Raw genomic sequence first — 25,359 nt, 5'->3', positions numbered from 1 at the left:
GAGACAAGGTCAGGACGCTGCTGTGGGGCAAGAGCCCCTCGATCAGAGACGGTCGGCGATGGCCGTCACCGTGTTCCAGTTGCGGGCCGTGCCGCGCACCGCGAGTTGCCTCTCCAGCCAGTCGAGCGTGAGCTTCGAGCGACCCGAGCCGTGTGGATAGTTGAGAAAGATCTCCCGCCCTCGCACCTCGAATCGATCAGGAGGGGAGCGGTCGGGCTCGACTGCGGCGACGGCCTCTCCGGTCGGGGCGGCGACCAGGAAGGCCACGTGGAGCGTCGTCGGCTCGGCCGCGGCGCCCGGAAACGGGTTCCGAGCGATGGCAGCCGCCAGCTCGGAGGCCCTGCGCAGCACGACATCGATCGTGAAGCCGAGTCGTTCCGCCAGCTCGATCTCGAGCGCACGCCGGGTGGGCTCCTCGTCGGCTCCGCTCGTGAAGAACACGTTGCCGCTCTGCAGATATGTCGTGACGTCGGCGTGGCCGAGAGACTCGAAGAGGTGGGGGATGTCCGCCATGGCGACCCTGCGGCCTCCGACGTTCACGGCGCGCAGAAGCGCCACGTATCGGGTTCGGGTCGACATGGCGACAGGCTAAGCGGGTCAGCGGATGCCGGTGTCGTAGGCGATCTGGACCTCAGGGTTCAGCCCGGCCCCGACCGTGAAGCTCACCTGGTCGGCTGTGCCGAGGAAACCCTCCACCGGTTGAGGAACGACGACGTAGTCACCCTCCGGCAGGTCCAGCGAGAAGCGACCTTCTGAATCGGTGACGACCTCGCCGACCTCGGTGTCTCCTTGCATGATGACGAGATGGGCACCGGCCACGGGGCGCGCCGCGCATGCGGGATCTGGCGGATCGGTCTCGACGGCGCACGTTGGACCTGCAAAGACCATGCCCGACACCGGGTAGCCAGGGATCGTCTCGGTGGTCCTCTCGACTGTGCATGCTCCGAGGAGCGCGGCGGTGACCACGAGGGCGGCGACGGATCGCATGACGCTCAGACGTCGCGGCACGGCGGGCGGTTCCACCGGGAGGCGACTCTGCGATGACTCAACGCGACCGCTCGTCGAGGACGTTGGCGACGAGCCCCGGCTCGACGGCGCGCTCGGCCATCAGCACCAGCAGGTGGTAGAGGAGATCGGCGACCTCTTCGGCCACTCTGCCGACATCGGAGTCACCCGCGGCGTTGTCCTTCGCTGCGATCAGCACCTCCGTGGCTTCCTCGATGAGCTTGCGGCCGACGGCGTCGACGCCGCCCGCAACGAGTCCCACCGTGTACGAGTCGTCGGGCTGCTCGACGAGGCGTTGCTTGATCGTGGCATGGAGCCTGCCGAGGGCGGCGAATGGTGGCCCGTCAGACTCGAAGCAGCTCGTGGAACCGGTGTGGCAGGTCGGTCCTGCCGGTCGAGCGAGGACGAGCACGGCGTCTCCGTCGCAGTCGTGCAGCATCCCGACGAGCTCGAGCGTGTTGCCGGAGGTCGCCCCCTTGCGCCACAACTCGTCTCTCGAGCGGCTCCAGAAGTGGACCTGCCCGCTGGCAACGCTCGCCGCCAGGCTCTCGTCGTTGCCGTACCCGACCATGAGCACCGTGCCGGTGTCGGCGTCCTGGACGACCATCGGGACGAGCGCCACGGCGCCGGGCTCGATGCGTTCGCTCGTCATGCCACCTCCCGCACCGGGATTCCGGCGCCGGCGAGCCCGCGCTTCAGCTCGACGATGCCGATCTCGCGCCTGTGGAAGATCGAGGCGGCCAGGACGGCGTCTGCATACCGCAGGGCCGCCACGCAATGCGCCACCGATCCGGCGCCACCCGAGGCGATGACGGGGACGGTGACCGCGCACCGGACGGCGTCGAGCAGCTCGAGGTCGTATCCGTCGTGTGTGCCGTCACGGTCCATCGAGGTGAGCAAGATCTCACCGGCGCCTCGCTCCGCAGCGATCGCCGCCCACAGCACGGCATCCTTGCCGGTCGGCGTCCTGCCTCCGTTGGTGTGCACCTCCCAGCCCCCGCCGCTCGTGCGTTTGGCGTCGATGGCCACCACGACGCATTGTGTACCGAACTCGGCGGCGCACTCGCCGATGAGGTCTGGACGGTCGGCCGCCGCGGTGTTGACCGAGACTTTGTCCGCCCCGGCTCGAAGGGCGGCCCGCATGTCGGCAGTGCTGCGGATGCCGCCCCCGACCGTGAGCGGTACGAACACCGACCCTGCCGTCCTGCGCACGACGTCGAGCATGGTGGCTCGGTCTTCGCTCGATGCGGTGATGTCGAGGAAGCAGATCTCGTCGGCACCCTCTTCGACATATCGTGCGGCGAGCTCGACCGGGTCGCCTTCGTCGACGAGGTCGACGAACCGGACGCCCTTGACGACGCGCCCCGCGGCGACGTCGAGGCACGGGATGACCCTCCTACGCAGCACGGGCAGCAGCCTCCTCGGCGGCGGTGACGAAGTTGCGGAGAACCAGCAGGCCCGCCCGGCCGGACCGCTCCGGGTGGAACTGCACCCCGGCGACGTTCTCGTGACGGATCGCCGCCGCGAACCGGGCTCCGTACTCGGCGGTGCCGATGACCATCCCCGCGGTGGTGGGCACGGGGGCGTAGCTGTGCACGAAATAGAACGGCTCCGTCTCGCCGAGCCCGGTGAACAGACGGTCGCCGGACAGGGCGACGTCGTTCCATCCGATGTGGGGGAGCAGTGGAGCGTCGTCGAGGCGAACCACTTCGCCGGGTGCGATGCCGAGACACGGGGTGCCGTCCTCGTCGGAGGCGTCGAAGAGGAGCTGCATGCCGACGCATATCCCGAGGAGTGGACGCTCCCAAGCTCGTAACACTCCGACGAACCCGGCGTGCTCGAGGCGCTCCATCGCCGCGCCGGTGCGGCCGACGCCCGGCAGGACCAACCCGGCGGCGTCCCCGATCTCGCCCGGGTGCTCGGCAACGACGACGTCTGCGCCCGCCCTCCGGAGTCCCTGAACGATTGAAACGATGTTCCCTGCCCCGTGATCGACGACTGCCAGGCGAGTCACGAGGCGCCCTTGGTCGAGGCGACCCCGTGGCGACGCGGGTCGAGAGCTGTGGCAGCACGAAGCGCCCTCGCCAACGCCTTGAACGCCGCTTCTGCGATGTGGTGGTCGTTGGCACCGTCCGCAGTGAGGTGGATCGTCACACCGGCGGCCCTGGTGAACGACTCGATCGCATGCGGGATCATCTGGGTTCCGAGCGCCCCGATCCGCTCACCGTGGAAGCGGAGGTCGAGCACCGCGTATGGTCGCCCCCCGACGTCGACGACCGCGGTGCCGATCGCCTCGTCCATCGGCACTGTGGCATCGCCGTAGCGGGCGATGCCTGCCCGTTGGCCGAGCGCCTCGGCGAATGCCTGGCCGAGTACGAGCGCAACGTCCTCGACGGTGTGGTGCTCGTCGACGTCCAGGTCGCCGGCCGTCGTGACCTCCAGGTCGAACATGGCGTGGTGGGCCAGGGCGCCGAGCAGGTGGTCGTAGAACCCGACGCCGGTGGCCACCTGTGCCGTACCCGTCCCATCGAGATCGAGGCGGACGCGCACGTCTGTCTCGAGAGTCTTGCGTGACACTTCGGCACTCCGGGTCATGTGTCGCCTCCGGCGTCGAGGATCTCGGTCAGCGCGGCAACGAGCCGGTCGTGGGCCGCCGGCGTGCGGACCGTGAATCGCAGGTAGTCGGCGAGGGGCCCGCCTGTCGGGAACTTGCGGACGACGATGCCGCGGTCCATGAGGAGGCGTTCGACGTCATGCGCTCGTCGGCCGACCTCGCACAGCACGAAGTTCGTGACGGAAGGCAGCACCCGCAGCCCCACCTCTTCGAGCCGCTTGGTGAGCAGCTCGCGCTCGGACTCGACGTGGCCGACCAGCTCCGTGACACGTCTGCCGTCCTGCAGTGCGGCGACGGCGAGCTCGACCGAGAGGCTGGCGATGCTCCCCGGAGGGCGGACACCATCGATGGCCGCCACCAGGTCAGGATGACCGATGGCGTACCCCACTCGCGCCCCGGCGAGCCCGTATGCCTTGGACAGCGTGTGCATCACGAGGAGGTTGCCGTGCCGGCGCACCCGCCTCGCCCACCCGTCGCCGGCGAACTCGGCGTAGGCGGCGTCGAGCACGACGACGCCTTCGGTTGCCGTGACGACGGCGTCCACCGCCTCGTCGGGTACACGGTTGCCGAGAGGGTTGGAGGGGGTGCAGAGCCAGACGACGTCGGCCCGGTGGGCCGCCTCGACCACGGCGCCCGTCGGAAAGTCGAAGCCCGGACCGGCAGCTTGCACCTCGACGACGGTGGCGCCCACCTGGAGCGAAGCGATCTCGTAGAGCGGGTACGCCGGCGCCGCCATCACCGCCCTCGATCCAGGCTTCAGGAAGGCCCGTCCCGCCAGCAGGATGAGCTCGTCGACCCCGGCCCCCGGCACGACGTTGTCAGGCTCGAGGCCCGTGAGTGCGGCGACCGCCTCGCATATCACCGAGTAGCTGGCCGCCGGATACTCGTTGAGGCGGCTGCTCGGAGCGGCGACGACGTCGAGTGCCCACCCGGTCGGGATGGGCGACGTGTTCTGGTCCATCCGCTCGACCTCGGATGGAGCTATGCCGGCGCGCTCGGCGATCTCCTCCGACGTCGGCTGCCACTCGTATCTCGGTGCGTTCATGTGCCGTCTCCGAACCGGATCTCAACGGCGTTTCGATGGGCGGTCAACCCTTCGGTGGCGGCCAGGGTGGCGATCGTGCCGCGCAGCGACGCCAGGCCTTGCTCGGTGAGCTCCTGGATCTGGCGCCACGACCCGAAGTCCTCGACGCCGAGGGGACCGTGCGCCTTGGCGAGGCCTCCTGTCGGGAGGATGTGGTTGGCCCCGCTGGCGTAGTCGCCCGCAGATTCTGGTGACCAGTGCCCTACGAACACCGACCCGGCGGCGACGATCCGCTCGGCGACGGACGGCGCGTCGGCCGTGTGCACGCTGCAATGCTCGGGGGCGAATCGGTTGGCGAACTCGACGGCAGCGTCGATGTCGGGCGCCAGGACGATGGCGCCGTGCTTCGAGAGGGCGGTTCGCAGGATTTGGGCCCTCTCGAGCCGGGAGAGCTGCTTCTCGATCGAGTCGAGCACTCGCCCGAGGACCGCCGGGGCCGTCGTGACCAGGACGACGGGCGAGTCCTCGCCGTGCTCGGCCTGACACAGCACGTCGGCGGCCACCACGACGGGGTCGGCGGTCGAGTCGGCGATGACGAGAGCCTCGCTCGGGCCTGCCGGCAGGTCCACTGCGCACTCGCCGTATATGGCCAGCTTGGCTGCGGTGACCCAGACGCTGCCCGGTCCAACGACCTTGTCGACCGCGGCGACGGTCTGGGTTCCGTATGCGAGGGCACCGATGGCTTGGGCGCCCCCGATCGAGTAGAACTCGTCGACCTCCAGCATGGCGGCTGCCGCCAGGACCGCCTGGGGGTGCCTGCCGCCCTGGTCGGCCGGCGAGGCGACCACCACTTCGCCGACACCGGCGATTCGTGCCGGAATGACGCCCATGAGAAGCGACGAGGGATAGGCGGCTCCTCCTCCCGGGACGTACACCCCGACCCGTCGCAGCGGTGTCCAGACGCGCCGGATCGAGATACCGGGACCCACCTGGACCTGCGAGTCGGTCGGGCGCTGCGGAAGGTGGCACGCCCGGACGTTGGAAGCCGCCGTCTCGAGCGCTGCGGAAACGTTGGGATCGAGCGAGTCGAGTGCCGCCCGCAGTTCCTCGTCGGGCACCCGGATCGAACCGTCCTTGCGTCCCCCTCCGTAGCGCTCTGCCGCGTCGAGGACCGCGGCGTCGCCGCCGAACCTGACGCTCGACACGATGTTCGAAGCCGCCGCCCGGACGGCGTGGTCCGGCACGGCGGCCCGGCTGAAGAATGCGTTGAGCTCGGAGCGAGTCGCCGAGCGGAGGTCGACGAGGCGGATCTCCATCGTCACGGGATCATCTGCTCGATCGGCAGCACGAGGATCCCTGAGGCGCCGGCGGCCTCGAGGCGGGGGAGCACGTCCCACAAGCGGTCGGCGTCGACGACGGAGTGCACCGCGACGTGGTCGCTCCCTGCCAGGGGGACCACGGACGGAGCGTCGAGGCCGGGGATGATCTCCTCGATCAGGGGGAGGGCGTCCGCCGGAGCGTTCATGAGCACGTACCGCTTGCGGCGGGCCGCTACCACGGCGCGCAGCATCGTCACGACCCTGGCGGTGTCGCCGCCGTCGGCCCGGCGATCGGCGGTCGCGACGAGGACGGCTTCGGACTCGAGGAGCGTCACGACCGGGCGCAGGCCGTTGACGAGCAGGGTGCTCCCCGAGGACACGAGGTCGACGATCGCATCTGCGACATCGAGCTTGGGCGCAACCTCGACGGAACCCGTCAGCGGGACGGTGGTGATGTCGACTCCCTTGCCGGCGAAGAAGCGGCTGGTGGACCTGGGGTGAGAGGTGGCGATCCTGAGTCCTGCGAAGTCCTCGACGCCTGCCACCTCCGAGGCGTTGGGAGCCGCCGCGGTCAGGGTGCAGTTCCCGTATCCGAGCTCGCATACGACGTCGAGCCCGAGCTCGCTCTCCATGACTAGGTCGAGGCCCGTGACACCGAGTGCGGCGACACCGTCGGCGACGAGCTCGCAGACGTCCTCGGCGCGCACGAAGAGCAACTCCACGTTGGCGCCGCGCACCGGCACGCTCAATGCTCGGTCGGTCTTCTCGTACCGCAGCCCTGCCTGGGCGAGCAGTGAGGCCGTCGGATCCTCGAGCCTCCCTTTGTTGGGAACGGCCATCCTGATGGGCGTCACCGTCTCTCCTCTCGGGCGCGTTCGAGCATCCGCCTGTAGCCTCCCGTGCCGTGCTGCACCCATTGGTTGATGCGGGTGATCGTTGCCGTGGAGACGCCGGTGATCTCGTGGATCTCGCGGTATGGGAGCCCGTTCTCGAGCAGGCGGGCAACCGCCCAGCGCTGACTCATCTCTTCGAGCTCCCGGCGGGTGCACAGATCGCGGAAGAAGGCGGCGGCCTCGTCGCGGTCGGCGAGGTCGACGATGGCGTCGAACAGCGCTGCGGTGTCGTCGTTCCGCCAATCGTCTGATGAGGGTGACGCCGTCATCGGCCTGCGCTCTCGTGTCTGAAGCCGTCGCGGTGTTGTAGCATGTTAACACAATATAACAGAATCGAGTGAACGTCCATGGAGATCCTGCCCGCCATCGACGTGCTCGACGGCAGAGTCGTGCGGCTCTCGCAAGGGAACTTCCGGGGCGTCACCTTGTATGGGAACGATCCGGCTGCCCAGATGAGGGCTTGGGCCGTCGCCGGAGCCCGGATGGTCCACGTCGTCGACCTCGACGGGGCGCGCAGTGGCATCTGCGATGCCGCTCTCATCGCATCGCTTGCCCACGCCGGGGTTCCCTTCCAGTTCGGCGGAGGCGTTCGGACCGCGGCGGCGGCCGCCGGCGCCGTCGCATCCGGGGCGGGGCGCGTCGTCATGGGAACAGCGGCAGTGTGGGACCCGGCCGTCATCGACGAGGCCGTTGCGGCCGTCGGGAGCGAAGCCGTCGTGGCAGCTCTCGACGTGCGGGACGGCCGCGCCAAGGGTGGCGGCTGGCTCGACGACGGGCGACCGGCCGACGAGATCGCCGGTCGGCTCGCCGATCAGGGCGTGGTCCGCATGATGGTGACGGGGATCGAGCGCGACGGCCTCATGGGCGGCCCCGATCTGGCGCTCCTCGAGCGCGTCCGTCGCCTCGCTCCTGCTCTTGCCGTCGTCGCCTCTGGCGGCGTCGGCAGCCTCGAGGACCTCGAAGCACTCGCTGCCGCGGGCGTCGAAGCCGCAGTCGTCGGCCGGGCGCTCTACGAGGGTCGCTTCACGCTCGCAGACGCCATGGCCGCGGTAGCCTGACCCGGGCATGGCAGAATGAGACATGCATCGAACGTCGCGGCGTCCGTGCTTGTCGGCGTCCTTTTCGCCCATCTTCTCGCATCGTGGACGGACCGGCGTGGGTGGATCTACTGCGGCTCCAAGACCATCGGCCGAGATGCCGGCGGGCCGGGAACTACGGCGGCAGCCGCGTGCGTCCCAGCTGAGATGGCAGGAGGATCCATGACGAGATCATCGAACGGCCGCCTCATCCGAATCGGGATCCTGCTCATCCTTCCCATCGCACTCCTCGCCGGATGTTCCGGGGGCGACTCGTCCTCCGTGACCACAGTCGCAGGGAGCGCGACCACGAGCGCACCGAGTGGAGGCGGCGAGGAGGCCCCCAGTGATGAGGGAGCCCTCGACGACGGTGGGGCCGTCCAGGACGGCGACGGCGGGGAAACGGCCGAGGACGGGTCGATCATCTTCGCATCGCAGCCTCGCGACGTCGGCCGCGTCATCATCTACAGAGCGGCGGTCACCATCGCCACCTCGGACGTCGCAGCGGCCGGCCTCGAGGCGGTTCGCATCATCGAGTCCGTCGACGGCTTCCTATTCGGCCAGGAGACGACGGGCGGCGCCGAGGCCGAGAGCATCCTCACGTTCAAGGTCGATCCCGAGCGTTTCCAGGAGACTCTGGCGAGGCTCGGATCGCTCGGCGAAGTTCGCAACCAGACAGTGACCGCCGACGACGTCACCGAGCGCATCGTCGATCTCGAGAGCCGAATCAGCACGGCCGAGACGAGCGTCGAGCGCCTCAGGGCCCTGCTGGCGGACGCACAGGGCATCGAGGCAGTCGCCCGGATCGAGAGCGAGTTGCTGGCCCGTGAGACCACGCTCGAGACGCTGCGGGGAGAGCTCCGCACCGTCCGCGACCAGGTCGCATTGGCGACCATCGTCGTCCGGCTCACCCAGGCGCTCAGCAATCCGTCGATCCGACTCGAGATCACCGCCTACCCGGGAGGAGGCGACGACGGGGAGTCGTGCCCGGGCAACGGCGCGATCACGGTCGACGAGGGGGAAGAGGCGACCCTTTGCTTCGAGGTCGTCAATAGGGGTGACACCCCACTGGGTGGCTTCGAGCTACGGGACACGGCGCTCGACGTCGAGCTCGGCGATCTCGTCCCAGTCTTCGGAGATCCGGACGATCCGCTCGAGCCCGGTCAGAGCTTCGTCGTCGCGCATCAGGTCACGGTCGAGCGCACCATGAGGTCCCAGACGAGGGTGTCCGCCACCCCTCTCGACGAAGACGGTCAGCCCCTGGAAGGTCGCGACGTCGCCAATACCCAGTCGATCACCGTCGACGCGGTCGATCCTGGCGGCCTGCCCGGTTTCGGTGAGGGCATCAGCGCGGGTTGGACCGTGCTGGCGAGCATCGTCGGCCTGGCCATCGTCATAGTCGCTTGGGTCATCCCGTTCGTGTGGGTCGTGCCGCTGGCGTGGCTGATCCTCCGCCTGGCGCGCCGAGGGCGCGAAGGAGGCGGGACGTCCGGTGACGACGCCGTGGCGACGCCTCAACCATCCGACGGTGGCGATCCGGCGACAGTCACAGCTCCCCCCGCATAGCGCTCGAGCGCGAACTCCACATCGGCAGGGGTGACCGACATCGCCCGCGAGTCGCGACGAAGCGCCTGGAGCGCCGCTTCGCGGAGCAGGCCGCTGAGGTCGGCGAACGACAGCCCCTCGGACGCCGCCACGAGGCGAGCCACCTCCACGCCTTCCGCGAACGGGACGTCCTGGATGTCGAAGAACGCCTTGCGGGCGGTGGCTTCCGGGAGCCCGAGGAAGAGATGAGTCTCGAGCCGCCCCGGTCGGAGCAGGGCGGCGTCCACCAGATCGATGCGGTTCGTCGCGCCGATCACGAACACGTCGCCGCGCTGCGAGACGCCGTCCATCTCTGTGAGGAGGGCGGCGACGACCGAGTCGGTGACGGAGTTCGTCGAGCTCCCCCTGACAGGGGCGAGGGCATCGATCTCGTCGAAGAACAGGATGGCGGGAGCGACGGCGCGCGCTCTGGCGAACACCTCGCGTACGGCTCGCTCCGACTCGCCGACGTACTTGTCGAGGAGCTCGGCGCCCTTGATCGTGAAGAACGCCGCGCCGGATTCGTGGGCGAGCGCACGCACGACGAACGTCTTCCCGGTTCCGGGCGGGCCGTGGAGCAACAGTCCCCGTGACGGTTCGATGCCGAGGCGCTCGAAGCGCTCCGGCTCCGTCATCTGCCAGATGACGGACTCGGTGAGCCGCTCCTTCACCTCGTCGAGATTGGCGACGCGCTCGAATCCGTAGCTCGGGATCTCGCCGAGTGAGGCCGTCCCGAGGGAAGGAGTCGTGTCCTGGATGGCGCGCTCCAGGAGCGCCTGATCCACACGCCCGCCGCTCGGGGCGATCAGGGCGGAGGCATGCACGACGCACGCGATGATGTCGGCGGCCGAGAATCCGGCGGTGCGGGAGGCGAGTTGTTCGAAGTCGACCTCGCCTGAGGGGACTCTCGCCAGGGCTGCCGTGAAGAGCCGCCTGCGGCGATCCAGATCGGGGGGAGGCACGAGAAGCGTCCTCGGTACGAGCTGTGACTGGGCGATGACCGGTGAGAGCTTCGAAACGGCCGAGATCGCCAGAACTGTGGCCACCCTCGGCTTGGCGGCGACGGCGTCGAGGAACCACCGGAGCACGGCGGACACCTGGGTGCGGAACATGGCGTCCTCACCTGCGACGGAGTCGAGGCGATCGAGGAAGATCACGGCCGGGCCCGTCGTGGCCGTCACGGTCTGCTCGAGGCGCTCGAGCAGCTTGTCGGGCTTGAACACCAGTTCGAGCGAGACCTCGACAACGGGTGTCCCTACCCGCTCGGCGGCTGCGGCCACGAGCTCCGACTTCCCACCCCCGCTCGGCCCTTCGAGGAGCACGCCTGCCACCTTCGGGAGACCCCAAGCGGCCGGGAGGTCGCTCGGGGACGTCAGCAGGGCGATCCAGCCGGTGAGGACCTCGAGCTCGGTATCGAGCCCCGCCAGCAGAGCCTCGGCAGTCGTCGGCGTCTCACCAGGCGGCCGTCCGTCAGCCAGCTCGGCTCGCGAGGGCGGTTCCTCGCCTTCGAGGTGGACCACGGTCGCCGATCCGACGGTCCCCGCCCGGTCAGGCTCGACGTCGACCACCACGAGCTCGACCTCGGTCGCTCCCGGGTCGTCGCCGTAGGCGGTGCGAACGACGACGGTGTCGCCCTTGGTGACGGGGATCCCCTGGATAGAGCGGGCGAGGTGTCGCCCATCGAGTTGCGTGTCCGTGCGCGACAACGTCACTCGATGCGCCTCCGGCAGCATGGCTCGTTTGGCGTCGACCGTGTCCCCGAGGCCGAGGCCGCAGTTGCCGAGTGTGTGTGGGCCCAGGGTCATGGCGTTCGTCGATGGAACGTCGCCCGGCCGCACCAGGCAGTGGCTCTTGCCGCAGTTGATGATGCCGCCGCCCGGAAGCCCCATGGCGGTCAGCAGCGCGGCGTCTGCCCGTGCGATCGGGTCGGTGCCCTGACGGACGATGAAGCGCATGAGGGCAGGCTACCCGGGAGCCTCACTCACCCCGCTCGGGAGTCGCCGAGCCTGGCGACACGGGAGCTCGGCAACGACAGGGGACGGGTCGAGTCGATCATCTGGACTCCGGCAGTGTCGAGCCAGCCCCAGATCAGGGCGGCCTCCTCGGCGGCGGCGATGGACGGGCCGACCTCGGCGGCCGCCGGCAGGTCCGCCGACACTGTGAACAGCGGAGGCGGATCGGGGGCCTGCCAGGCGGCCACGAGCCTGCCCTGCTCGATGTGGGCGCCTTCGCCCGTGACGCTTTCCGCAGACACCCTGCCCGCTTCCATGAGCGCCTGCCAGCGCCTCCTGGCGTCGAGAGCGTGCGCCAGTGCCCGATGGCGATCCCGGACGACGGCCGCTTCTTCGAATCGCTCGCCCCTGGCGTAGCCGAGCATCTTCTCCGCCAGCGGAGAGAGCAGGAGGTCCGGCCGGCGGGTGAGGCCCTCGACGACCGTCGTGACGACCTCGGAGTACACGTCGTCGGCGACGTTCCCGTCGCACGGGCACAGTGCCACTCCGAGCTGGCCGAACTGGCACGCTGCCGATCGCTTTCCCGACTTCCCGATGCAACGGCGGATCGGGACGGCGTCCCAGATCGCCGTGAGCACGGCTTCGGCGGTGTGCTTCGAACGGAAGGGGCCGATGTGGGCGAGTCCGTCGGATCGCAGCGTCCTCACCATCGAGAGCCTCGGATATTTCTCGCGGGTCACCTTGACCCAATACGTCGACCGGGGGCGTCGCGATCGCCGGTTGTACCGAGGTGTCAGGGCGTGGATGAGCCGCAGCTCGGCGACCTCGGCCTCGAGCTCCGTCTCGCAGACGCGATGCTCGACCTTCGCCAGGTTGCGGAGCATCTGGGTCACGGAGCGCCGTGGATCGCCGTAGAAGTATGCCCGAACCCGGGATCGGAGGTTCTTGGCCTTCCCGACGTACAGGGGGGCGCCGTCCTTGTCCCGGAAGATGTAGACCCCCGGGAGGCGAGGCAGGCCGTCCGTGAGGGCGATCTTGTCGTAGTGGGGCCGCCCTCTCGCAGTCGGCAGCCGCATCAGGTCCTCGAGGTGGGTGACCCCGAGAGTCCCCGCCCGCTCCAGGAGCTCGAAGAAGACGTGGGCGGTCGCCTTGGCATCCTCGAGCGCTCTGTGGACCGGGCGCACCGGGGAGCGGAAGTGCGTCGCCAGGCTCTGCAGGCCGAGGCCGCGCACCTCGTCACCCACCAGCCGCCTCGCCAGACCGAGGGTATCCGCCGTCCGGTTGGTGAGCCGCCCGTACCCGAGTCGCTCTGCGGCGGCGTTCAGGAATGACACGTCGAACCGGACGTTGTGGCCGACGATCACGGACTCGCCGATGAACTCGAGGAGCGCAGGAAGGACCTCGGCGATCCTGGGGGCGTCGACGACCATCGCATGGGTGATCCCGGTGAGCACTGTGATCGTGGGCGGGATCGGCATGCCGGGGTCCACGAGGGAGTGGAAGGTGCCGACCAGCTCGCCGGCCCGGTATTTCACGGCGCCGACCTCGGTGATCTCGCACTCGGCAGGCGATCCCCCCGTCGTCTCCAGGTCGAGCACACAGAACGGGACGCCGAAGAGTGGTGCGCCCAGGTCGTCGAATGTGCGCTGGATGCCGATCGTCACCGTTCGCCATGGGGAAGCAGCCGGGAATCGTAGATCGAACATATGTTCGATAGCAAGGACCGTGCCTTCGGCCCTGGTGCGTCTGCCGGCTTCTCGGGCGGCACGGGTACGATCGCCACTGTGAGCTCGCTGCCCGCATACCGCTGCGACGCCTGCGGCAACCGGACGCGCTTCGACGTGTACGACGCCGTGCGGCGCAGGCGGTTCGCCCATTTCACGTTGGGTGGAGACGTCGCGTTCGAGGACGAGGAAACGCTGGCGTCGAGCATCGAACGGGTCGTTTGCCGATGGTGCGAGAGGGACGATGCGATCTCGGTCGTGTCAGGCGATGACGCGCTGCCTGACGGCCTCGTAGAGGAGTAGCGCGGCCGCGGTCGCCGCGTTGAGGCTGTCGCCGTCGCCGGCCATCGGGATCGACACCGGGGTGGCGACGCCGTCCCAGGCCGGGCTCAGACCCCGGTGCTCGCTCCCGACGACGATGCCGGTTGCGCCTGTCAGGTCGACATCCCACAGACGGGTGGTCGCGTCGGGCGACGCTGCGTACAGATCGATGTCGGAGCCGGCCGCCCATGTGATGACCGACGGAGGGGATGCGACCGCGACCGGTACCGTGAAGAGGGCTCCCTGGGAGGCTCGAACGACGTTCGGGTTGAACAGATCGGTCGCCGGGTCTGCGGCCACGACGGCGGCGCCCGCCGCGTCCGCCGCCCGCAGGATCGCCCCCAGGTTGCCCGGCTTCTCGAGGGCCTCGGCGATGAGCACGAGCGGAGCGTCGCCCAGCGCCAGCGACTCGATGGCGACGTCCGGTTGCCTCGCCACGGCGAGCATCCCGTCCGGATGCGCCCGGTACGCCAGCTTGGCGAAGGCATCGCGACCCACGTCGATCGTGGGTGCCGGCAAGGATGGCTGGACTGCACCCGGCCCTCGCATCAACTCGCGGCAGACGACGAGTTGCTCGATGGTGACGCCTGCTTCGATGGCGCGCAGAACGGCCCGCTCTCCTTCGATGAGGAAGAGGCCCGTGGCGTCGCGTTCCGAGCGCTTCGCCAGCCGGGCGAGCGACTTGATGCGGGGGTTCGACGGGCTGGTGATGCGATCGGCCACTCGCCTACCAGCTGCTCCCGCCGCCACCACCACCGGAGAACCCGCCCCCGCCGAAGCCACCGAAGCCCCCCGAGCCCCCCCAGCCACCGCCGCCCCAGGACGACCCTCCGCCGCCACCGCCCGAGAAACCGCCTCCACCGAAGCCCCCGAATCCGCCTGTGCCTCCCCACCAGGAACGGCGATCGCTCGACCAGGACTGGTCACGGTAGATCGGTTCCCACCCGAAGCTCCCGGAGTGCCCTCTCGTGATCACCCAGTGGAAGTAGAGGAGGGTGAACGGGTCGAAGTCGAAGAGCCCCGGCGGTATCGGCTGTCCCGTCCATGTGTCGGTCTGCCGCCGGGTTCCCTCGTGTGCCAGCTCCGGCGCGAAGCGGTCGGCGTCGTCGATCGAGCTGCGCGCCAAGGCTTGGCGTTGTGCGGCGTACGCCAAGGCGAACGGGCGCGCCCCACGCGGATCGGAAGCTCCGAAGGCCGCCGCGATGTCGGCGTAGGCGCCTTCCAAGCCGAGATCGCCCAGTGCGGCGCGGGCCTCGATCCATCGCCGCATCGCTTGGGCCGGCTCGAGCGAGATCGTCAGGATGCCGGCGATCGTCTTGCGGGTGTCGCCCGTCACTCCCTCGCGAGCCAGGGCATCGAGGATCGCCTCGTACACCTCGGGGCCGTCGTCTCGCCGCCGCAGCAGGGCAACGGCGATCGAGATCGGGATCCCGAGGCGCTTCGCTTGGCGCCGCGCCAAGTCGATGTCCTCGGGACGGGTCAGGCCGGCGAGCGCAAGCTCGACCGCCTCGTCGGGCGCGTGCCCACCATTGCGATTGGACTTGTAGGCCGCCAGGAACTCGTCGATGTTCTCGCTGTCGTTGTTGAGGAGGAGGAGAGCGGCGATTGCCGGTACCGCGAGACCGTCCGCCTTCAACGACTCGCCTTCATCTTCGAGGCGCTGCCGCACCTCCTCATAGCGTCGCGCCGCGCTCTCCGGGTCATCCTCGAGGTCGGCGAGGGCGGCGGCCACGGCCGGCCGGGTCGTCGACGAAGGCAGCTTGCCGTAGAGCGTCTCCAGCTTCGTTGCCTTCACCTCGGCGGCCTGATATGCCTCGTTCAGCTCGGCGACGGAGTCCGAGATCGACGCCTCGGCGAGGAGGACGGGAGCCACCCGAAGAAACCGCGTACCCAGGTCGGTCAGGGCGACCGTGCCGATCGGCGTCTCCACGGCGCGGTCGAGCAGCGCTTCGCCGGCCCGACGGCGGGCCGCCGCCACCCTGTGTGGCCGCAGCGCGTCGACGATTCGCCGCAGCTCGGCCCGCCGCACGTCGAAGAGCTCCTCCTGGGTCGAGGGCACGTCGAGGGCGTCCTCGGACGCCTGCTGGACGGCGCCTTCGAGGATGGGCCGCTCCTGGGAGGCGGCCAGCTCGAGCGGTGTATCCGACTCGGCCCGCAGGCGCGGGGAGTCGAGGACGCCGACGAGACCGGAAGCCCACGCAGACCGGAGGGCGACCACGTCGGAAGACGTCCCTCCGCCGTCGATCGAGGCGAGCACGTCGAGGACGGCGCCCGTCGAGGCGCTGGGAGGGCCTCCCGCGTACGGGATCCGGTAGTCCTCTGGCCGCAGCAGCTCCTGCCCGGCCGGCTCGAGCCTGTCGAGCTCACCGTCGACGATCTCGCGGCGCTGTCGTTCGACGCGCTCGTTCCTGTTGTGCCTGACGATTCCGGCGCCTGCGCCTCCCACGAGAAGTGCGGCGGCGCCGAGAGCTATCGCCACCGTCCCGCTGGAGGGTCCGTCGTTCGAAGGCTCCTCTTCCGGAAGCGGCGGTACCGTGCCACCTTCGGTAGTCGTTGCGCCGGAGCCGCCCTCGTGGAACTCGGCGAGCCCCGCTTGGAGCCCGCCGACGATCGCCAGGAGCCCTCCTTCGAAGTCGCCCGTCCCGAAGAAGCTATTGCCCGAGCCGGTGATCCGCTCCGCGTCGAGTGACACCCCTGGTCCGTACACCATCTCGGTGCGGCGCGCCGACAGGTCGACGAGGACGACGATGCCGTCGTCGGCGCTCGAGCCGACGCCCCAAGCCTCCCCGAGGCCGAAGGCGAGCTCCGCCGTCGACCGCCCCCTGCTGTCGTCGACGACGACGAGCGCGATCTCGTTGCCGTACCGCCCGATCACCGCGTCGATGGCGTCCTCGATCCGCTGGTCGTCGTCGACGATGCCGGCGTCGTCCGTGAACCAGCCTTGGCAGACGATGCCCTCGTACTCGTCGCAGAGCGGCGGAGCGTCCTGCGCCAATGCGGCGATCGGGAGCGAGACGATCAGGAAGGCGCCGAGTGCCGGAGCGATGAGGGCTCGGGAACGCATCGGCGAACGGTAGCGGCCCGGCGGCTCCTGGCCGCCCCGGGTCACCCGAAGCGGAGCGGCAGGTCCGTGGGTCTATAGAAGCTCGGCTCGAGCTCGGCGCATCGGCGCAATGCGGAGAGGATCTGGGCGATGGCGCCCTGGTCGCCCAGGTAGCCGCCCGGGATCTCGAGGAGGATCGGCGGCTCTCCTTCCACGATGATCGTGTCCCCGGCTCCCTGGAGCTCCCAGCCGATGGTGAGCTCCATGTCGATCGTCCTGCGGTCGGCTCGGAGCAGGACCGTCTGGTGGAAGCCGGTCGCCAGGCCGTCATCGCCGAGGAGCGGCTCGATCGCCTGGGCGACATCGTTCGTGGGCCACCCGAGCGTATGGGCGAGGAGCCGAGCCGAGGCCATGATCCCTCGATGTCCGACGGTGCCGGCTCCCACGGCGGCATCGAAGGCAGCCCTGTCGAGACCGTGACCCGTCTTCGGGAGGAACGTGTCACGCCTCGTCGCCGAGTCGACCCTTCTGCGCACCGTCACGGACTTCAGCCGGCGGCTGGCCGCAGCCGTGAGGAGGGCCAACCGGTCCATGACGAAGCCCGGGTTGGCGCCCGTCATGATGATGACCCGCCGCGTCGATCTAGCCGAGGTGTGCAATGCCTCCCAGATGTGCCTCGGCGGCCATGCGAGCTCCTCGCAAGTGCTCACGACGTGGTAGCCGGCCGAGGTGAGCCGGAGGATCTCCGGGGCGACGTCCTCCACGAGAGAAGAGAACACGAGCAGGGCCCTGTCGCCCTCCCTGGCGAGTGGCACCTCCAGGGTGCTGGCGTAGCCCGAGGTCTCGAGGGCGGCGGCGCCTCGTGCCCTTGCATCCGGATCGGGATCGACGACGCCGCTGACGCCGAGCACGACCCGGTCTTCGAGTGCTGCCTGGGCAGCTGCGATGCCGATGGTCCCCGCTCCGACGATCAGAAGGTCAGCCATGTCGGCTCGTCATGTTCGTCGGGTGGCCGTCGGATTGAAAGTATGCCGTGGGGCGTTGGGGGCACCCGTCCGGGGAGGCGTCAGCGTCCGGCGCTGCGCAGCGTTCCGGTGCGCATGACGGCGTCGCCCTGGGCGTTCGCCTCGAAGAGGAGGCAGGTGCCCGTCCTGTCTCCGTCCTGCCACGACTCCTCGGTCGGATAGATGGCATTCGCCCAGTAGACGGAGTCGGCATACGCCGTGCCGACGTATCCCTCGAAGCGGTCGAGGCACTGCACCATGATCGACTCGAGCAACTCCTCGACGCCGGGATACGAGGCTGAGGTGGGTGACGGGTCGGTGACGACGGAGAAGACCTCGTATGCGTGCGAGTCGCCGCATCCGCGCGCCTCGACGGTGGTGATCTCCTCAGCCTCCGGCTCGAGCAGGCAGTCACCGGCCGTGAGCGACTCGACGGTCTCGGTCTCGTCGATCGTGTTGTAGATGAATATCCCGCCGAAGATGACGGCCGGGACGATGAGTCGGGCGAGGAGCCGCATCCCCGTGCGACTCTTGGCGGGAACCTGCTCCGGAGTGCCGAGCGTGCTTGGCGCCGGTACCCGGTCTGTCTGGCGCTTCTCCGTCGCGCCCGGAGTGGGAGCGGGGTTACGGCCCATCGTCGTAAGTGGTTCCGCCGGCGCATCCTGGTCGGCGGCGCCAACCCGCCTCGCCGGCTCGGCGGCGGTGGTCTCGGTGCCCTCTCGATCGGAGGCGGTCCTGCCCATGAACTCGTCCCGGGCCTGGCGAAGCAGGTCGCTGCTGCTCATCGGGGTGTCGTTGCCGTCGGTCATGGTTCCCCTCCGGAAGTCTCGGGCAGTCATCGGCTCCGGCACGAGTGGGCTTGAGGAGGCGGGTAGGCCACGGCCCCCTTCCTGGGCTAGCGTCGGCGTCGTGAAGCGGACGCTGCCGGTCGATGTCCCACTCGACCTCGAGGCGACCGTGCGCGCCCTGGAGATGAAGGCCGCCAGGACGGCGCGAGCGTCGCCACGCCGGGCCTGGCTCACGGGACACACGCCGGAGGGGCCTGCGACGGTGCACCTCGAGCTCGATGGAGGCAGGCTCGCCGCCGAGGCGTGGGGACCGGGAGCACGGTGGCGTCTCGATTCGCTGCCTCAGCTCGTCGGGCTCGACGACGACGTCGAGTCGTTCGACCCGACGGGTATCGTGCGCCAGCTCAACAGGCGCGCCGCCGGGCTGCGCCTCGGCAGGACGGGCACCGTCTTCGAGACACTCCTCCCGGCCGTCCTCGGCCAGAGGGTGACCGGCCACGAGGCGAAGGCGGCGTACCGGGGGATCGTTCGCAGGTGGGGAGAGCCGGCCCCGGGGCCGGCGGGCGCATTGCTGCCTCCCGTCGCCGAGGTGATCGCAAGTCTGAGTCACGCCGACCTGCACCCGCTGGGAGTCGAGCGATCCCGCGCCTCGATCCTCATCGAGGTGGCGAGGAGAGCGAGGCGGCTCGAAGAGATCGTGTCGCTCGACCGCGAGGCGGCATGGCGCCGGTTGCTGGCAGTGCGCGGCATCGGGCCGTGGACCGCTGCCCAGGCGATGGGGATCGCGTGGGGAGATCGCGACGCCGTGATGGTCGGCGATTACCACCTCCCGAACGACGTGGCCTGGGTGCTCGCCGGCGAGCCGCGCGGGACGGACGAGCGGATGCTCGAGCTGCTCGCCCCGTTCGCCGGCGTGCGGCGACGGGTGATCGTCCTCGTGAAGCGCTCCGGCATCAGGCCGCCCAAGTACGGTCCGCGGACGGCCATCCGCGCCATCGCCGGCATCTGAGCCTGCCTAGGTGACGCCGGAGATGTCGGCGGCGAACCGCTCGTACTCGCGGCGCTCGACGATCTGCGCCAGTGCCTCGACGGCGTCCCAGACCTCGACGTGGGTGGTGTACAGGCCGGCGACTCCGATCCGGATGTTGTCCGGAGCTCGAAAGTCGGGGACGATCGACCGTTCGATGAGCGCCTGGGTGATGCGGCTCGCCTCACCGTGGCGCAGGCTCACGTGTGAGCCGCGGGCGGCAGCATCCCGGGGAGAGCCGAGGGTGAAGCCGATGCGCGCCAACCGGGCGTCGTACCTCTCGACGAGGAGCGACGTCAGGCTGGTGTTCTTCGCCCTGATGGCTTCGACGCCGGCCTTGGCGGTCAGCCCGATGCCGACCGCCGCGGCACGCAGCGCGACGATCGATGGAGTTCCCACAGCGAAGCGCCGCAGGTCGGCGGCCGGCCGGTAGTCGAGCGTGAACTCGAACATGGTTGCGTGCCCCCACCAGCCCGCTATCGGCTGGCGGAGCGTCCGCTGGAGGCGCTCGGCGACATAGAGGAATGCGGGCGCCCCCGGGCCGCCATTGAGGTGCTTGTACGTGCACCCCACGGCGAGGTCCGCCTCGCAGTCGTCGAGGGCGACCGGGACGGCGCCGGCAGAGTGGCTGAGGTCCCAGAGCGCCAGCGCTCCCGCCCGATGCGCCGCGGCCGTGATGGTCGCCATGTCGGCGATGGCCGCCGACTTGAAGGCGACGTGGGACAGGGCGACGACGCCGACACTCTCGCTCAGGTGCTGCTCGATGCGGTCGATCGACGGTCCCTCGACGTCGTCGCAATCGACGACGATCAGGCGTCCCCCTGCTGCTCGAGCGACGGAGTCGAGCACGTAGATGTCCGAAGGGAAGTTCGTCGAATCCGTGACGATGTCGGGCCTCTCGACCGTCACGGCGGCGCTCGCCAGCTTGAAGAGGTTGAGCGAGGTCTGATCGCTGATGAGGACCTCCCCGGGGGCTGCACCGATGATGGGTGCCAGCTCATCGCCCACCTGCTGTGGCAGCGCGATCCAATCGTGCCAGCTTCGAACCAGTCCCACCCCCCATTGGTCGGCGACCGTCTCGTGGATCCGGTCGAGGGTGGCGACCGGCAGCCTGCCGAGTGAGTTCCCGTCGAGATACACGAGATCGTCGTCTGCGATGACGAAGGCGTTGCGAAACGATGCGAGGGGGTCGTCGCCGTCGAGGCCTGCGGCATCGGCGCGATCCACCGCCGTCGGCTCAGTACAGCTCGTACCGACCGGCGATGATCCGATCCCGGACGCCGCTCCAGTCGGCGAAGCACTCCCGGACGATCGTCATGACGGCGGCGTCGTCGACGTCACCGGCCACCTCGACGTGGGCGGCCTGCGGGTCGGTCACGGGATGGCCGATCGACGACAGCAAGCGAATCGTCGTCTCGGTGACGGCGGTTTCGGCGATCAGCCGCTCGGCGATGTCGGCGGCGACGGCGTGGTACGTCTTGCCGACGTGAGCAGCGGGGTTCTTGCCTGCTGCCGCCTCGAGGCTCATCGGCCTGTATGGGGTGATGAGCCCACCGAAGCGGTTGCCGCGGCCCACTTGGCCGTCGTCGCCCGCCTCAGCGGACGTGCCCGTGAGCGTGAGGTACGGGCTCTCGGCGAGGTCGGCCTGGTTGACGCGCACGTCGACGGACGACCCGAGCAGCTCGGCCGACTGCTCGGCGGCGGTCCGGCGAACGGTCTCGAGGATCTCGTCGTACTCGGCCCTGTTCGACACCTTGCGCGCCAGCACCGGCACGGCGACGGTCAGCCTGACGTCCGATTCGACCCTGGCCCCCATCACCTTGATGTCGCGCCCGATCGGTACCCCCTGTCGGTACGTCGGGCTGTTCAGGAGCTTCTCGACGCGATACACCGTCTCCTCGAGCGCCGAGTGAGGTGTCGACACGGCCGCGAACGACGTGTCGTTGGCGAGTGGGGCGGCGTGGGCGTTCTCCGTCACGACCGACTGCAGGTCCGGCGACGATTGGTTGAGCCAGATCTCGACGTCGAATGCTTCCTCGCCGGCTTCCGGGAGGATCTCGAGCAGCTTGCTCTTCCACTCGACGGCGAGCCGGGAGGGATCGGGCGCCCAGTCCCCGAGCGAGTCGGCCTTGCCGACGAGGACGAGCCGCGACGCCTTCGTGTGGTGGCCGTCGCCGAACCCGACCTCGACCGACCCGGCCGCCAGGACCGCCTTGTCGACGTTGAAGTGCTGCACGTACCCGGTGTGCTCGATGTAGTTGCGTGCCAGCTCCCTGGCCAGCTCCTCGGCGAGGTGATCACAGATCGTGTCGGGGTGACCGGCGCCCTTGCGCTCGACGAACTCGACCGCAGGGTTGTACGGCTCGCGTCGGGTGACGAAGAGATTCATCGAGTCCTCGGGTGATCGGCTGGACGAGGCGATCCTAGTTGGGGAGGCGAGTGGGCGAAGCCCTCGTGCCGGGCCGCGTCGCTACCGAGATCCAGTGTCCCCACGGCGGCGACGAGGTGAACTTCTACGTGACGGCCGACTGGGCGCAACGTTGGCCGAGCGAGATGGTCCGGAAGCTGCGAACGTTTCTGGTCACCGCGCTAGCTGCCCCAGCGCTCATGGTGGACGACGCCCGGCCGCCATCCTCTGGCGAGACTTCCCGACCGCCTGTCGGTCGCAGGGTGTCCGATGGTGACGATGCCGATCAGCGCAACGTCGTCCGGGATCCCGAGCAGCGCCTCGAGCTCGCTCATGGTGTGGGAGCCGAGGAACCCGGCCGCGAGGCCCTCGGCGACCGCCGCCAGGAGGACGGCGAGCATGGCCCCTCCGGCGTCGACCCACCAGTACGGCACGGGCCAGTCCATGTCCGATCCGTCCTCGCTCTTGTCCGGCTCTCGGTAGCGCGATCGGTACACCTCCTCGCTCGTGCCGATCACGATGTGGACCGGAGCCCGCGAGATCCACGGATCGAAGCCCGCCGCGACGTACTCGGGCTCGTCCGCGATCTCTGCGATCCTGTGCCTCGTCGCCTCGTCGGTGACGACGACGAAGCAGAATCCCTGGCTGTGACCCGCCGATGGGGAGCGCCTGGCAGCATCGACGATGCGTTCGATGGCCGCCGGGTCGACAGGCGCCTCCGCGTAGTTGCGCACCATGCGGCGCACCCGGACGGCCTCGTAGAAGTCCATCAGATGTCGGCCAGCGCGCTGAGCACCGACTCGAGCCCCTCCTTGCCGTCGGCGAACAGCATCATGGTGCTGTCCTCGTAGAACAGCGGGTTGTCGATGCCTGCGAAGCCGGGGGAGAGGCTGCGCTTGACGACCACGACGGTGCTCGCCTTGTCGACGTCGAGGATCGGCATCCCGTATATCGGGCTCGCAGGGTCGTCGCGAGCCGACGAGTTGACGACGTCGTTCGCCCCGACGATCAGCACGACATCGGTCTGCGGGAACCGCGGGTTCGATTGCTCGAGGTCGAGGAGCAGCTCGTAGTCGACGTCCGCCTCGGCGAGCAGCACGTTCATGTGACCCGGCATGCGCCCGGCGACCGGGTGAATGGCGTATCGGACGTCGATGCCGCGGCCCTCCAGCTCCTCGGCGAGATCGCGGGCGGCGTGCTGCGCTTGAGCCACCGCCATCCCGTACCCCGGCACGAGGACGACTCTCTCGGCGTAGGCGAGTGCGATGGCGACGTCGTCGGGGGTGGCGCGCTTGACCGGCTTGTCCGACATCACACCCGCCGCAGTGACGACACCACCGAACCCGGAGAAGAGCACATTGGCGAGCGAGCGGTTCATCGCCTCTCCCATGAGTACTGTCAGGATGAAGCCCGCCGCGCCGACGAGGGCTCCGGCGATGATGAGCGCCGAGTTCCCGATGACGAAGCCCGCCATCGATGCTGCGACGCCGGACAGCGAGTTGAGGAGCGAGATGACGACCGGCATGTCGGCGCCCCCGATCGGGATGACACCGAGTATGCCGATGACGAAGGCGAGGGCGGCGAGGATCCAGTAGGCCGGGGCGGCGTCGCCGATCACCGCCCACAGGCCGACGGCGACGATGCCGACCGCGACCGCCGCGTTCAGGAGCTGACCACCGGGGAATCCGAGCGGGCGCCCGGGCAGGAGCCCTTGCAGCTTGGCGTACGCCACGAAGCTGCCGCTGAACGTCACCGTTCCGATGACGATCGAGAGCGCAACCGTGGCGGCCGTCTCCGTCGCGAAGTCGGCGCCCGTCCTGTCGAGCTCGGCGAGCGCCACAAGCGCCGACGCGATCCCGCCGAACCCGTTGAAGGCGGCGACGAGCTGGGGCATCGCCGTCATCTGCACCCGCAGTGCCAGGAAGGCTCCGATGGCGCCGCCGACGACGAGTCCGGCCACGATCGGCACCCACGACACGATCTCGAGGTCGACGAGCGTCACGACGATCGCCAGGAGCATCCCGACGGCCGCGAGCTGGTTCCCCCGCCGAGCCGACCGGGGGGAGGAGAGCTGCTTGATGCCCGAGATGAAGAGGACGGCGGAGAGGAGGTAGAGCAGCTCGGTCATCGACGCCGCTCCGGGCGCCTCTTGAACATCTCGAGCATGCGGTCCGTCACGAGGAAGCCGCCGACGACGTTGATAGTGGCGGCTGCGACGGCGAGGAATCCGAGGATGGTGGCAGCGGCGCCGCTCCCTACGCCTGCGGCGACGATGGCGCCGACGATGGTGATGCCGGAGATGGCGTTGGCGCCCGACATGAGGGGTGTGTGCAGTGTCGGCGGAACCTTCGAGATGATCTCGAGCCCGACGTACGAGGCGAGAACGAACACCACGATGCCGGCGATGAAGGGGTTCACGGGTGCGCTCCCAGCAGGGCCTTCGTTCGATCGTTGCGAGCCTCCCCGGCGTGCATGACGGCGCAGCCGCCGAGGATCTCGTCCTCGATGTCGACTCGGCCGTCCTCTGTCGCCCGCATCCGCTCGAGCAGGTTCTGCAAGTTCCTCGAGTACATCCTGCTGGCGTCGGCCGCAACCAGGCTCACGAGGCTCGTCGGCCCGTGGATGGCGACGCCGTTGTGGACGACCACCTCATCCGGCCGGGTCATCGAGACGTTCCCGCCCGTTGCGGCTGCCATGTCGAAGATCACGGCTCCCGGATGCATCGACTCGATCATGTCGTCTGTGACGAGCAGTGGGGCTGGGCGGCCGGGGATCAGCGCCGTGGTGACGACGATGTCCGCATCGGCGACGAATGGGGCGAGGGCGGCGTGCTGGGCTGCCTGGGTGTCCTCGGTGACCTCGGTGGCATAGCCGGCGTCGTCAGATGCGGCCGTCGGCGCTTCGACGAAACGGGCTCCGAGCGACTCGACCTGCTCCTTGGTGTCGGTCCGGATGTCGTAGGCGTGCACCACGGCTCCGAGCCGTTTCGCAGTCGCGATGGCCTGCAGGCCGGCAACGCCGACGCCGAGGATCAACACCCGTGCCGGAGCGATGGTCCCGGCGGCCGTCACCATCATCGGCAACAGCTTCGGAGACGCCTGCGCCGCGGCGAGGACGGCGGCGTAGCCGGCGAGGTTCGCTTGTGATGAAAGAGCGTCCATCGATTGGGCGAGCGTGGTGCGCGGCATCGCCTCGACGGCCAGCGCGGTGAGCCTGCGCTCGCCCATCGACCGCATGAGATTCTCGTTCGTGTACGGCTCGAGGAACCCGACGACGATACCGCCGTCGGAGACTGCGTCGAGAAGCTCGGTCGCCGGCGGACCGACACACGCCAGCACGTCGAGGCCGGCGACCCGGTCGACGATTGTCGCTCCGGATGCCTCGTAGGCGTCGTCGGGGAACCCGGCTGCCACGCCTGCCGCGCGCTCGACGTCGACGTCCCATCCCCAGTCGCGCAGCGTGGCCGCAGTCGCAGGGACGATCGCAACCCGCCGCTCGTTGGCGGCCCGCTCTCTGGGGATCCCGACGCGCATCGCCAAGAACCTAGCCGAGGCGCGTCTCGTCGAGTTTTGTCGTGA

Annotated in this window: 26 protein-coding genes; 4 read left to right on the top strand and 22 right to left on the bottom strand. The window is 69.4% G+C overall.

All coding sequences use genetic code 11. From position 1 onward, the window contains the following. Positions 1 to 42: 42 nt before the first annotated feature. Genes VGC47_05105 through VGC47_05060 form a run of 10 tightly spaced genes read right to left on the bottom strand, consistent with a single transcriptional unit; the run spans position 43 to position 7,124 of the window. Complete coding sequence (locus VGC47_05105; GenBank protein HEX9854673.1) at positions 43 to 579, bottom strand: DUF1697 domain-containing protein; 537 nt, start codon at positions 577 to 579, stop codon at positions 43 to 45. 18 nt (positions 580 to 597) lie between these two features. After that, complete coding sequence (locus VGC47_05100; protein ID HEX9854672.1) at positions 598 to 1,008, bottom strand: carboxypeptidase-like regulatory domain-containing protein; 411 nt, start codon at positions 1,006 to 1,008, stop codon at positions 598 to 600. A gap of 37 nt (positions 1,009 to 1,045) precedes the next feature. Beyond that, the gene (hisIE, locus tag VGC47_05095) at positions 1,046 to 1,657 is read right to left on the bottom strand and encodes a bifunctional phosphoribosyl-AMP cyclohydrolase/phosphoribosyl-ATP diphosphatase HisIE (protein HEX9854671.1); all 612 of its coding nucleotides are present in this window, start codon (positions 1,655 to 1,657) and stop codon (positions 1,046 to 1,048) included. Then, on the bottom strand, positions 1,654 to 2,412 hold the full coding sequence (hisF, locus tag VGC47_05090) for an imidazole glycerol phosphate synthase subunit HisF (protein ID HEX9854670.1): 759 nt from the start codon (positions 2,410 to 2,412) through the stop codon (positions 1,654 to 1,656). Before hisF ends, hisIE begins: the two co-directional genes overlap by 4 nt. Beyond that, positions 2,402 to 3,019, bottom strand: a complete 618-nt coding sequence (hisH, locus tag VGC47_05085) for an imidazole glycerol phosphate synthase subunit HisH (protein HEX9854669.1) — start codon at positions 3,017 to 3,019, stop codon at positions 2,402 to 2,404. The genes hisF and hisH overlap by 11 nt, the downstream gene beginning before the upstream one ends. Then, positions 3,016 to 3,600 (bottom strand): imidazoleglycerol-phosphate dehydratase HisB, encoded by a 585-nt coding sequence (hisB, locus tag VGC47_05080; protein HEX9854668.1) that lies wholly within the window; start codon positions 3,598 to 3,600, stop codon positions 3,016 to 3,018. The genes hisH and hisB overlap by 4 nt, the downstream gene beginning before the upstream one ends. Next, positions 3,597 to 4,664: a histidinol-phosphate transaminase gene (locus VGC47_05075; protein ID HEX9854667.1), complete on the bottom strand. Its 1,068-nt coding sequence runs from the start codon at positions 4,662 to 4,664 to the stop codon at positions 3,597 to 3,599. Before VGC47_05075 ends, hisB begins: the two co-directional genes overlap by 4 nt. Then, the gene (gene hisD / locus VGC47_05070) at positions 4,661 to 5,959 is read right to left on the bottom strand and encodes a histidinol dehydrogenase (GenBank protein ID HEX9854666.1); all 1,299 of its coding nucleotides are present in this window, start codon (positions 5,957 to 5,959) and stop codon (positions 4,661 to 4,663) included. The genes VGC47_05075 and hisD overlap by 4 nt, the downstream gene beginning before the upstream one ends. Before the next feature lie 2 nt (positions 5,960 to 5,961). Beyond that, on the bottom strand, positions 5,962 to 6,816 hold the full coding sequence (gene hisG, locus VGC47_05065; GenBank protein HEX9854665.1) for an ATP phosphoribosyltransferase: 855 nt from the start codon (positions 6,814 to 6,816) through the stop codon (positions 5,962 to 5,964). Next, complete coding sequence (locus VGC47_05060; GenBank protein ID HEX9854664.1) at positions 6,813 to 7,124, bottom strand: YerC/YecD family TrpR-related protein; 312 nt, start codon at positions 7,122 to 7,124, stop codon at positions 6,813 to 6,815. The genes hisG and VGC47_05060 overlap by 4 nt, the downstream gene beginning before the upstream one ends. Positions 7,125 to 7,202: 78 nt before the next feature. Between VGC47_05060 and VGC47_05055 the strand changes: the two genes are divergently transcribed. Continuing rightward, on the top strand, positions 7,203 to 7,913 hold the full coding sequence (locus tag VGC47_05055; protein HEX9854663.1) for a HisA/HisF-related TIM barrel protein: 711 nt from the start codon (positions 7,203 to 7,205) through the stop codon (positions 7,911 to 7,913). Positions 7,914 to 8,114: 201 nt separating this feature from the next. Then, a complete protein-coding gene (locus VGC47_05050; protein HEX9854662.1) occupies positions 8,115 to 9,497 on the top strand; it encodes a DUF4349 domain-containing protein in 1,383 nt (460 codons plus the stop codon). On the opposite strand, the gene VGC47_05045 is transcribed toward VGC47_05050, so the two are convergent. Then, positions 9,446 to 11,470, bottom strand: a complete 2,025-nt coding sequence (locus tag VGC47_05045; GenBank protein HEX9854661.1) for an AAA family ATPase — start codon at positions 11,468 to 11,470, stop codon at positions 9,446 to 9,448. The genes VGC47_05050 and VGC47_05045 overlap by 52 nt on opposite strands. 26 nt (positions 11,471 to 11,496) lie before the next feature. Next, positions 11,497 to 13,131: a DEDD exonuclease domain-containing protein gene (locus VGC47_05040; protein ID HEX9854660.1), complete on the bottom strand. Its 1,635-nt coding sequence runs from the start codon at positions 13,129 to 13,131 to the stop codon at positions 11,497 to 11,499. A gap of 120 nt (positions 13,132 to 13,251) precedes the next feature. Here VGC47_05040 and VGC47_05035 point away from each other — a divergent pair, with 120 nt between their 5' ends. Beyond that, the gene (locus VGC47_05035; protein HEX9854659.1) at positions 13,252 to 13,494 is read left to right on the top strand and encodes a hypothetical protein; all 243 of its coding nucleotides are present in this window, start codon (positions 13,252 to 13,254) and stop codon (positions 13,492 to 13,494) included. Here VGC47_05035 and VGC47_05030 read toward each other — a convergent pair. The 4 genes from VGC47_05030 to VGC47_05015 all read right to left on the bottom strand — a co-directional run bounded on the left by VGC47_05030 (position 13,453) and on the right by VGC47_05015 (position 18,368). Further along, entirely contained in the window at positions 13,453 to 14,235 is a 783-nt protein-coding gene (locus VGC47_05030) for an RNA methyltransferase (GenBank protein HEX9854658.1), read from the bottom strand. The genes VGC47_05035 and VGC47_05030 overlap by 42 nt on opposite strands. Before the next feature lie 4 nt (positions 14,236 to 14,239). Beyond that, positions 14,240 to 16,576 carry a TPM domain-containing protein gene (locus tag VGC47_05025; GenBank protein HEX9854657.1) on the bottom strand — a complete coding sequence of 779 codons (2,337 nt, stop codon included), beginning with the start codon at positions 16,574 to 16,576 and terminating at the stop codon, positions 14,240 to 14,242. Positions 16,577 to 16,617: 41 nt separating this feature from the next. After that, complete coding sequence (locus VGC47_05020) at positions 16,618 to 17,541, bottom strand: hypothetical protein (protein ID HEX9854656.1); 924 nt, start codon at positions 17,539 to 17,541, stop codon at positions 16,618 to 16,620. 80 nt (positions 17,542 to 17,621) lie between these two features. Further along, positions 17,622 to 18,368, bottom strand: coding sequence for a septum formation family protein (locus tag VGC47_05015; GenBank protein HEX9854655.1), 747 nt, complete (start codon positions 18,366 to 18,368; stop codon positions 17,622 to 17,624). Positions 18,369 to 18,468: 100 nt separating this feature from the next. On the opposite strand from VGC47_05015, the gene VGC47_05010 reads away from it, so the two are divergent. After that, on the top strand, positions 18,469 to 19,356 hold the full coding sequence (locus tag VGC47_05010) for a DNA-3-methyladenine glycosylase 2 family protein (GenBank protein HEX9854654.1): 888 nt from the start codon (positions 18,469 to 18,471) through the stop codon (positions 19,354 to 19,356). Positions 19,357 to 19,362: 6 nt separating this feature from the next. Here the strand turns inward: VGC47_05010 and kynU are convergent, their stop codons facing one another. The 6 genes from kynU to VGC47_04980 all read right to left on the bottom strand — a co-directional run bounded on the left by kynU (position 19,363) and on the right by VGC47_04980 (position 25,314). Further along, positions 19,363 to 20,601, bottom strand: coding sequence for a kynureninase (kynU, locus tag VGC47_05005; GenBank protein ID HEX9854653.1), 1,239 nt, complete (start codon positions 20,599 to 20,601; stop codon positions 19,363 to 19,365). A 10-nt stretch (positions 20,602 to 20,611) separates the two neighbouring features. After that, the gene (locus VGC47_05000; GenBank protein ID HEX9854652.1) at positions 20,612 to 21,763 is read right to left on the bottom strand and encodes a methionine adenosyltransferase; all 1,152 of its coding nucleotides are present in this window, start codon (positions 21,761 to 21,763) and stop codon (positions 20,612 to 20,614) included. Between the two features lie 200 nt (positions 21,764 to 21,963). Further along, positions 21,964 to 22,551 (bottom strand): nitroreductase family protein, encoded by a 588-nt coding sequence (locus VGC47_04995; protein ID HEX9854651.1) that lies wholly within the window; start codon positions 22,549 to 22,551, stop codon positions 21,964 to 21,966. Further along, on the bottom strand, positions 22,551 to 23,909 hold the full coding sequence (locus VGC47_04990; protein HEX9854650.1) for an NAD(P)(+) transhydrogenase (Re/Si-specific) subunit beta: 1,359 nt from the start codon (positions 23,907 to 23,909) through the stop codon (positions 22,551 to 22,553). The genes VGC47_04995 and VGC47_04990 overlap by 1 nt, the downstream gene beginning before the upstream one ends. After that, on the bottom strand, positions 23,906 to 24,199 hold the full coding sequence (locus tag VGC47_04985) for an NAD(P) transhydrogenase subunit alpha (protein ID HEX9854649.1): 294 nt from the start codon (positions 24,197 to 24,199) through the stop codon (positions 23,906 to 23,908). The genes VGC47_04990 and VGC47_04985 overlap by 4 nt, the downstream gene beginning before the upstream one ends. Beyond that, positions 24,196 to 25,314 carry an NAD(P) transhydrogenase subunit alpha gene (locus VGC47_04980; protein HEX9854648.1) on the bottom strand — a complete coding sequence of 373 codons (1,119 nt, stop codon included), beginning with the start codon at positions 25,312 to 25,314 and terminating at the stop codon, positions 24,196 to 24,198. Before VGC47_04980 ends, VGC47_04985 begins: the two co-directional genes overlap by 4 nt. Positions 25,315 to 25,359: the final 45 nt, after the last annotated feature.

Source organism: Acidimicrobiia bacterium, assembly GCA_036396535.1.
Taxonomy (GTDB): domain Bacteria; phylum Actinomycetota; class Acidimicrobiia; order Spongiisociales; family UBA5794; genus DASWKR01.
The sequence above is the reverse complement of the archived record's forward strand: the minus strand, read 5'-3'. Positions and strand labels throughout refer to the sequence as shown.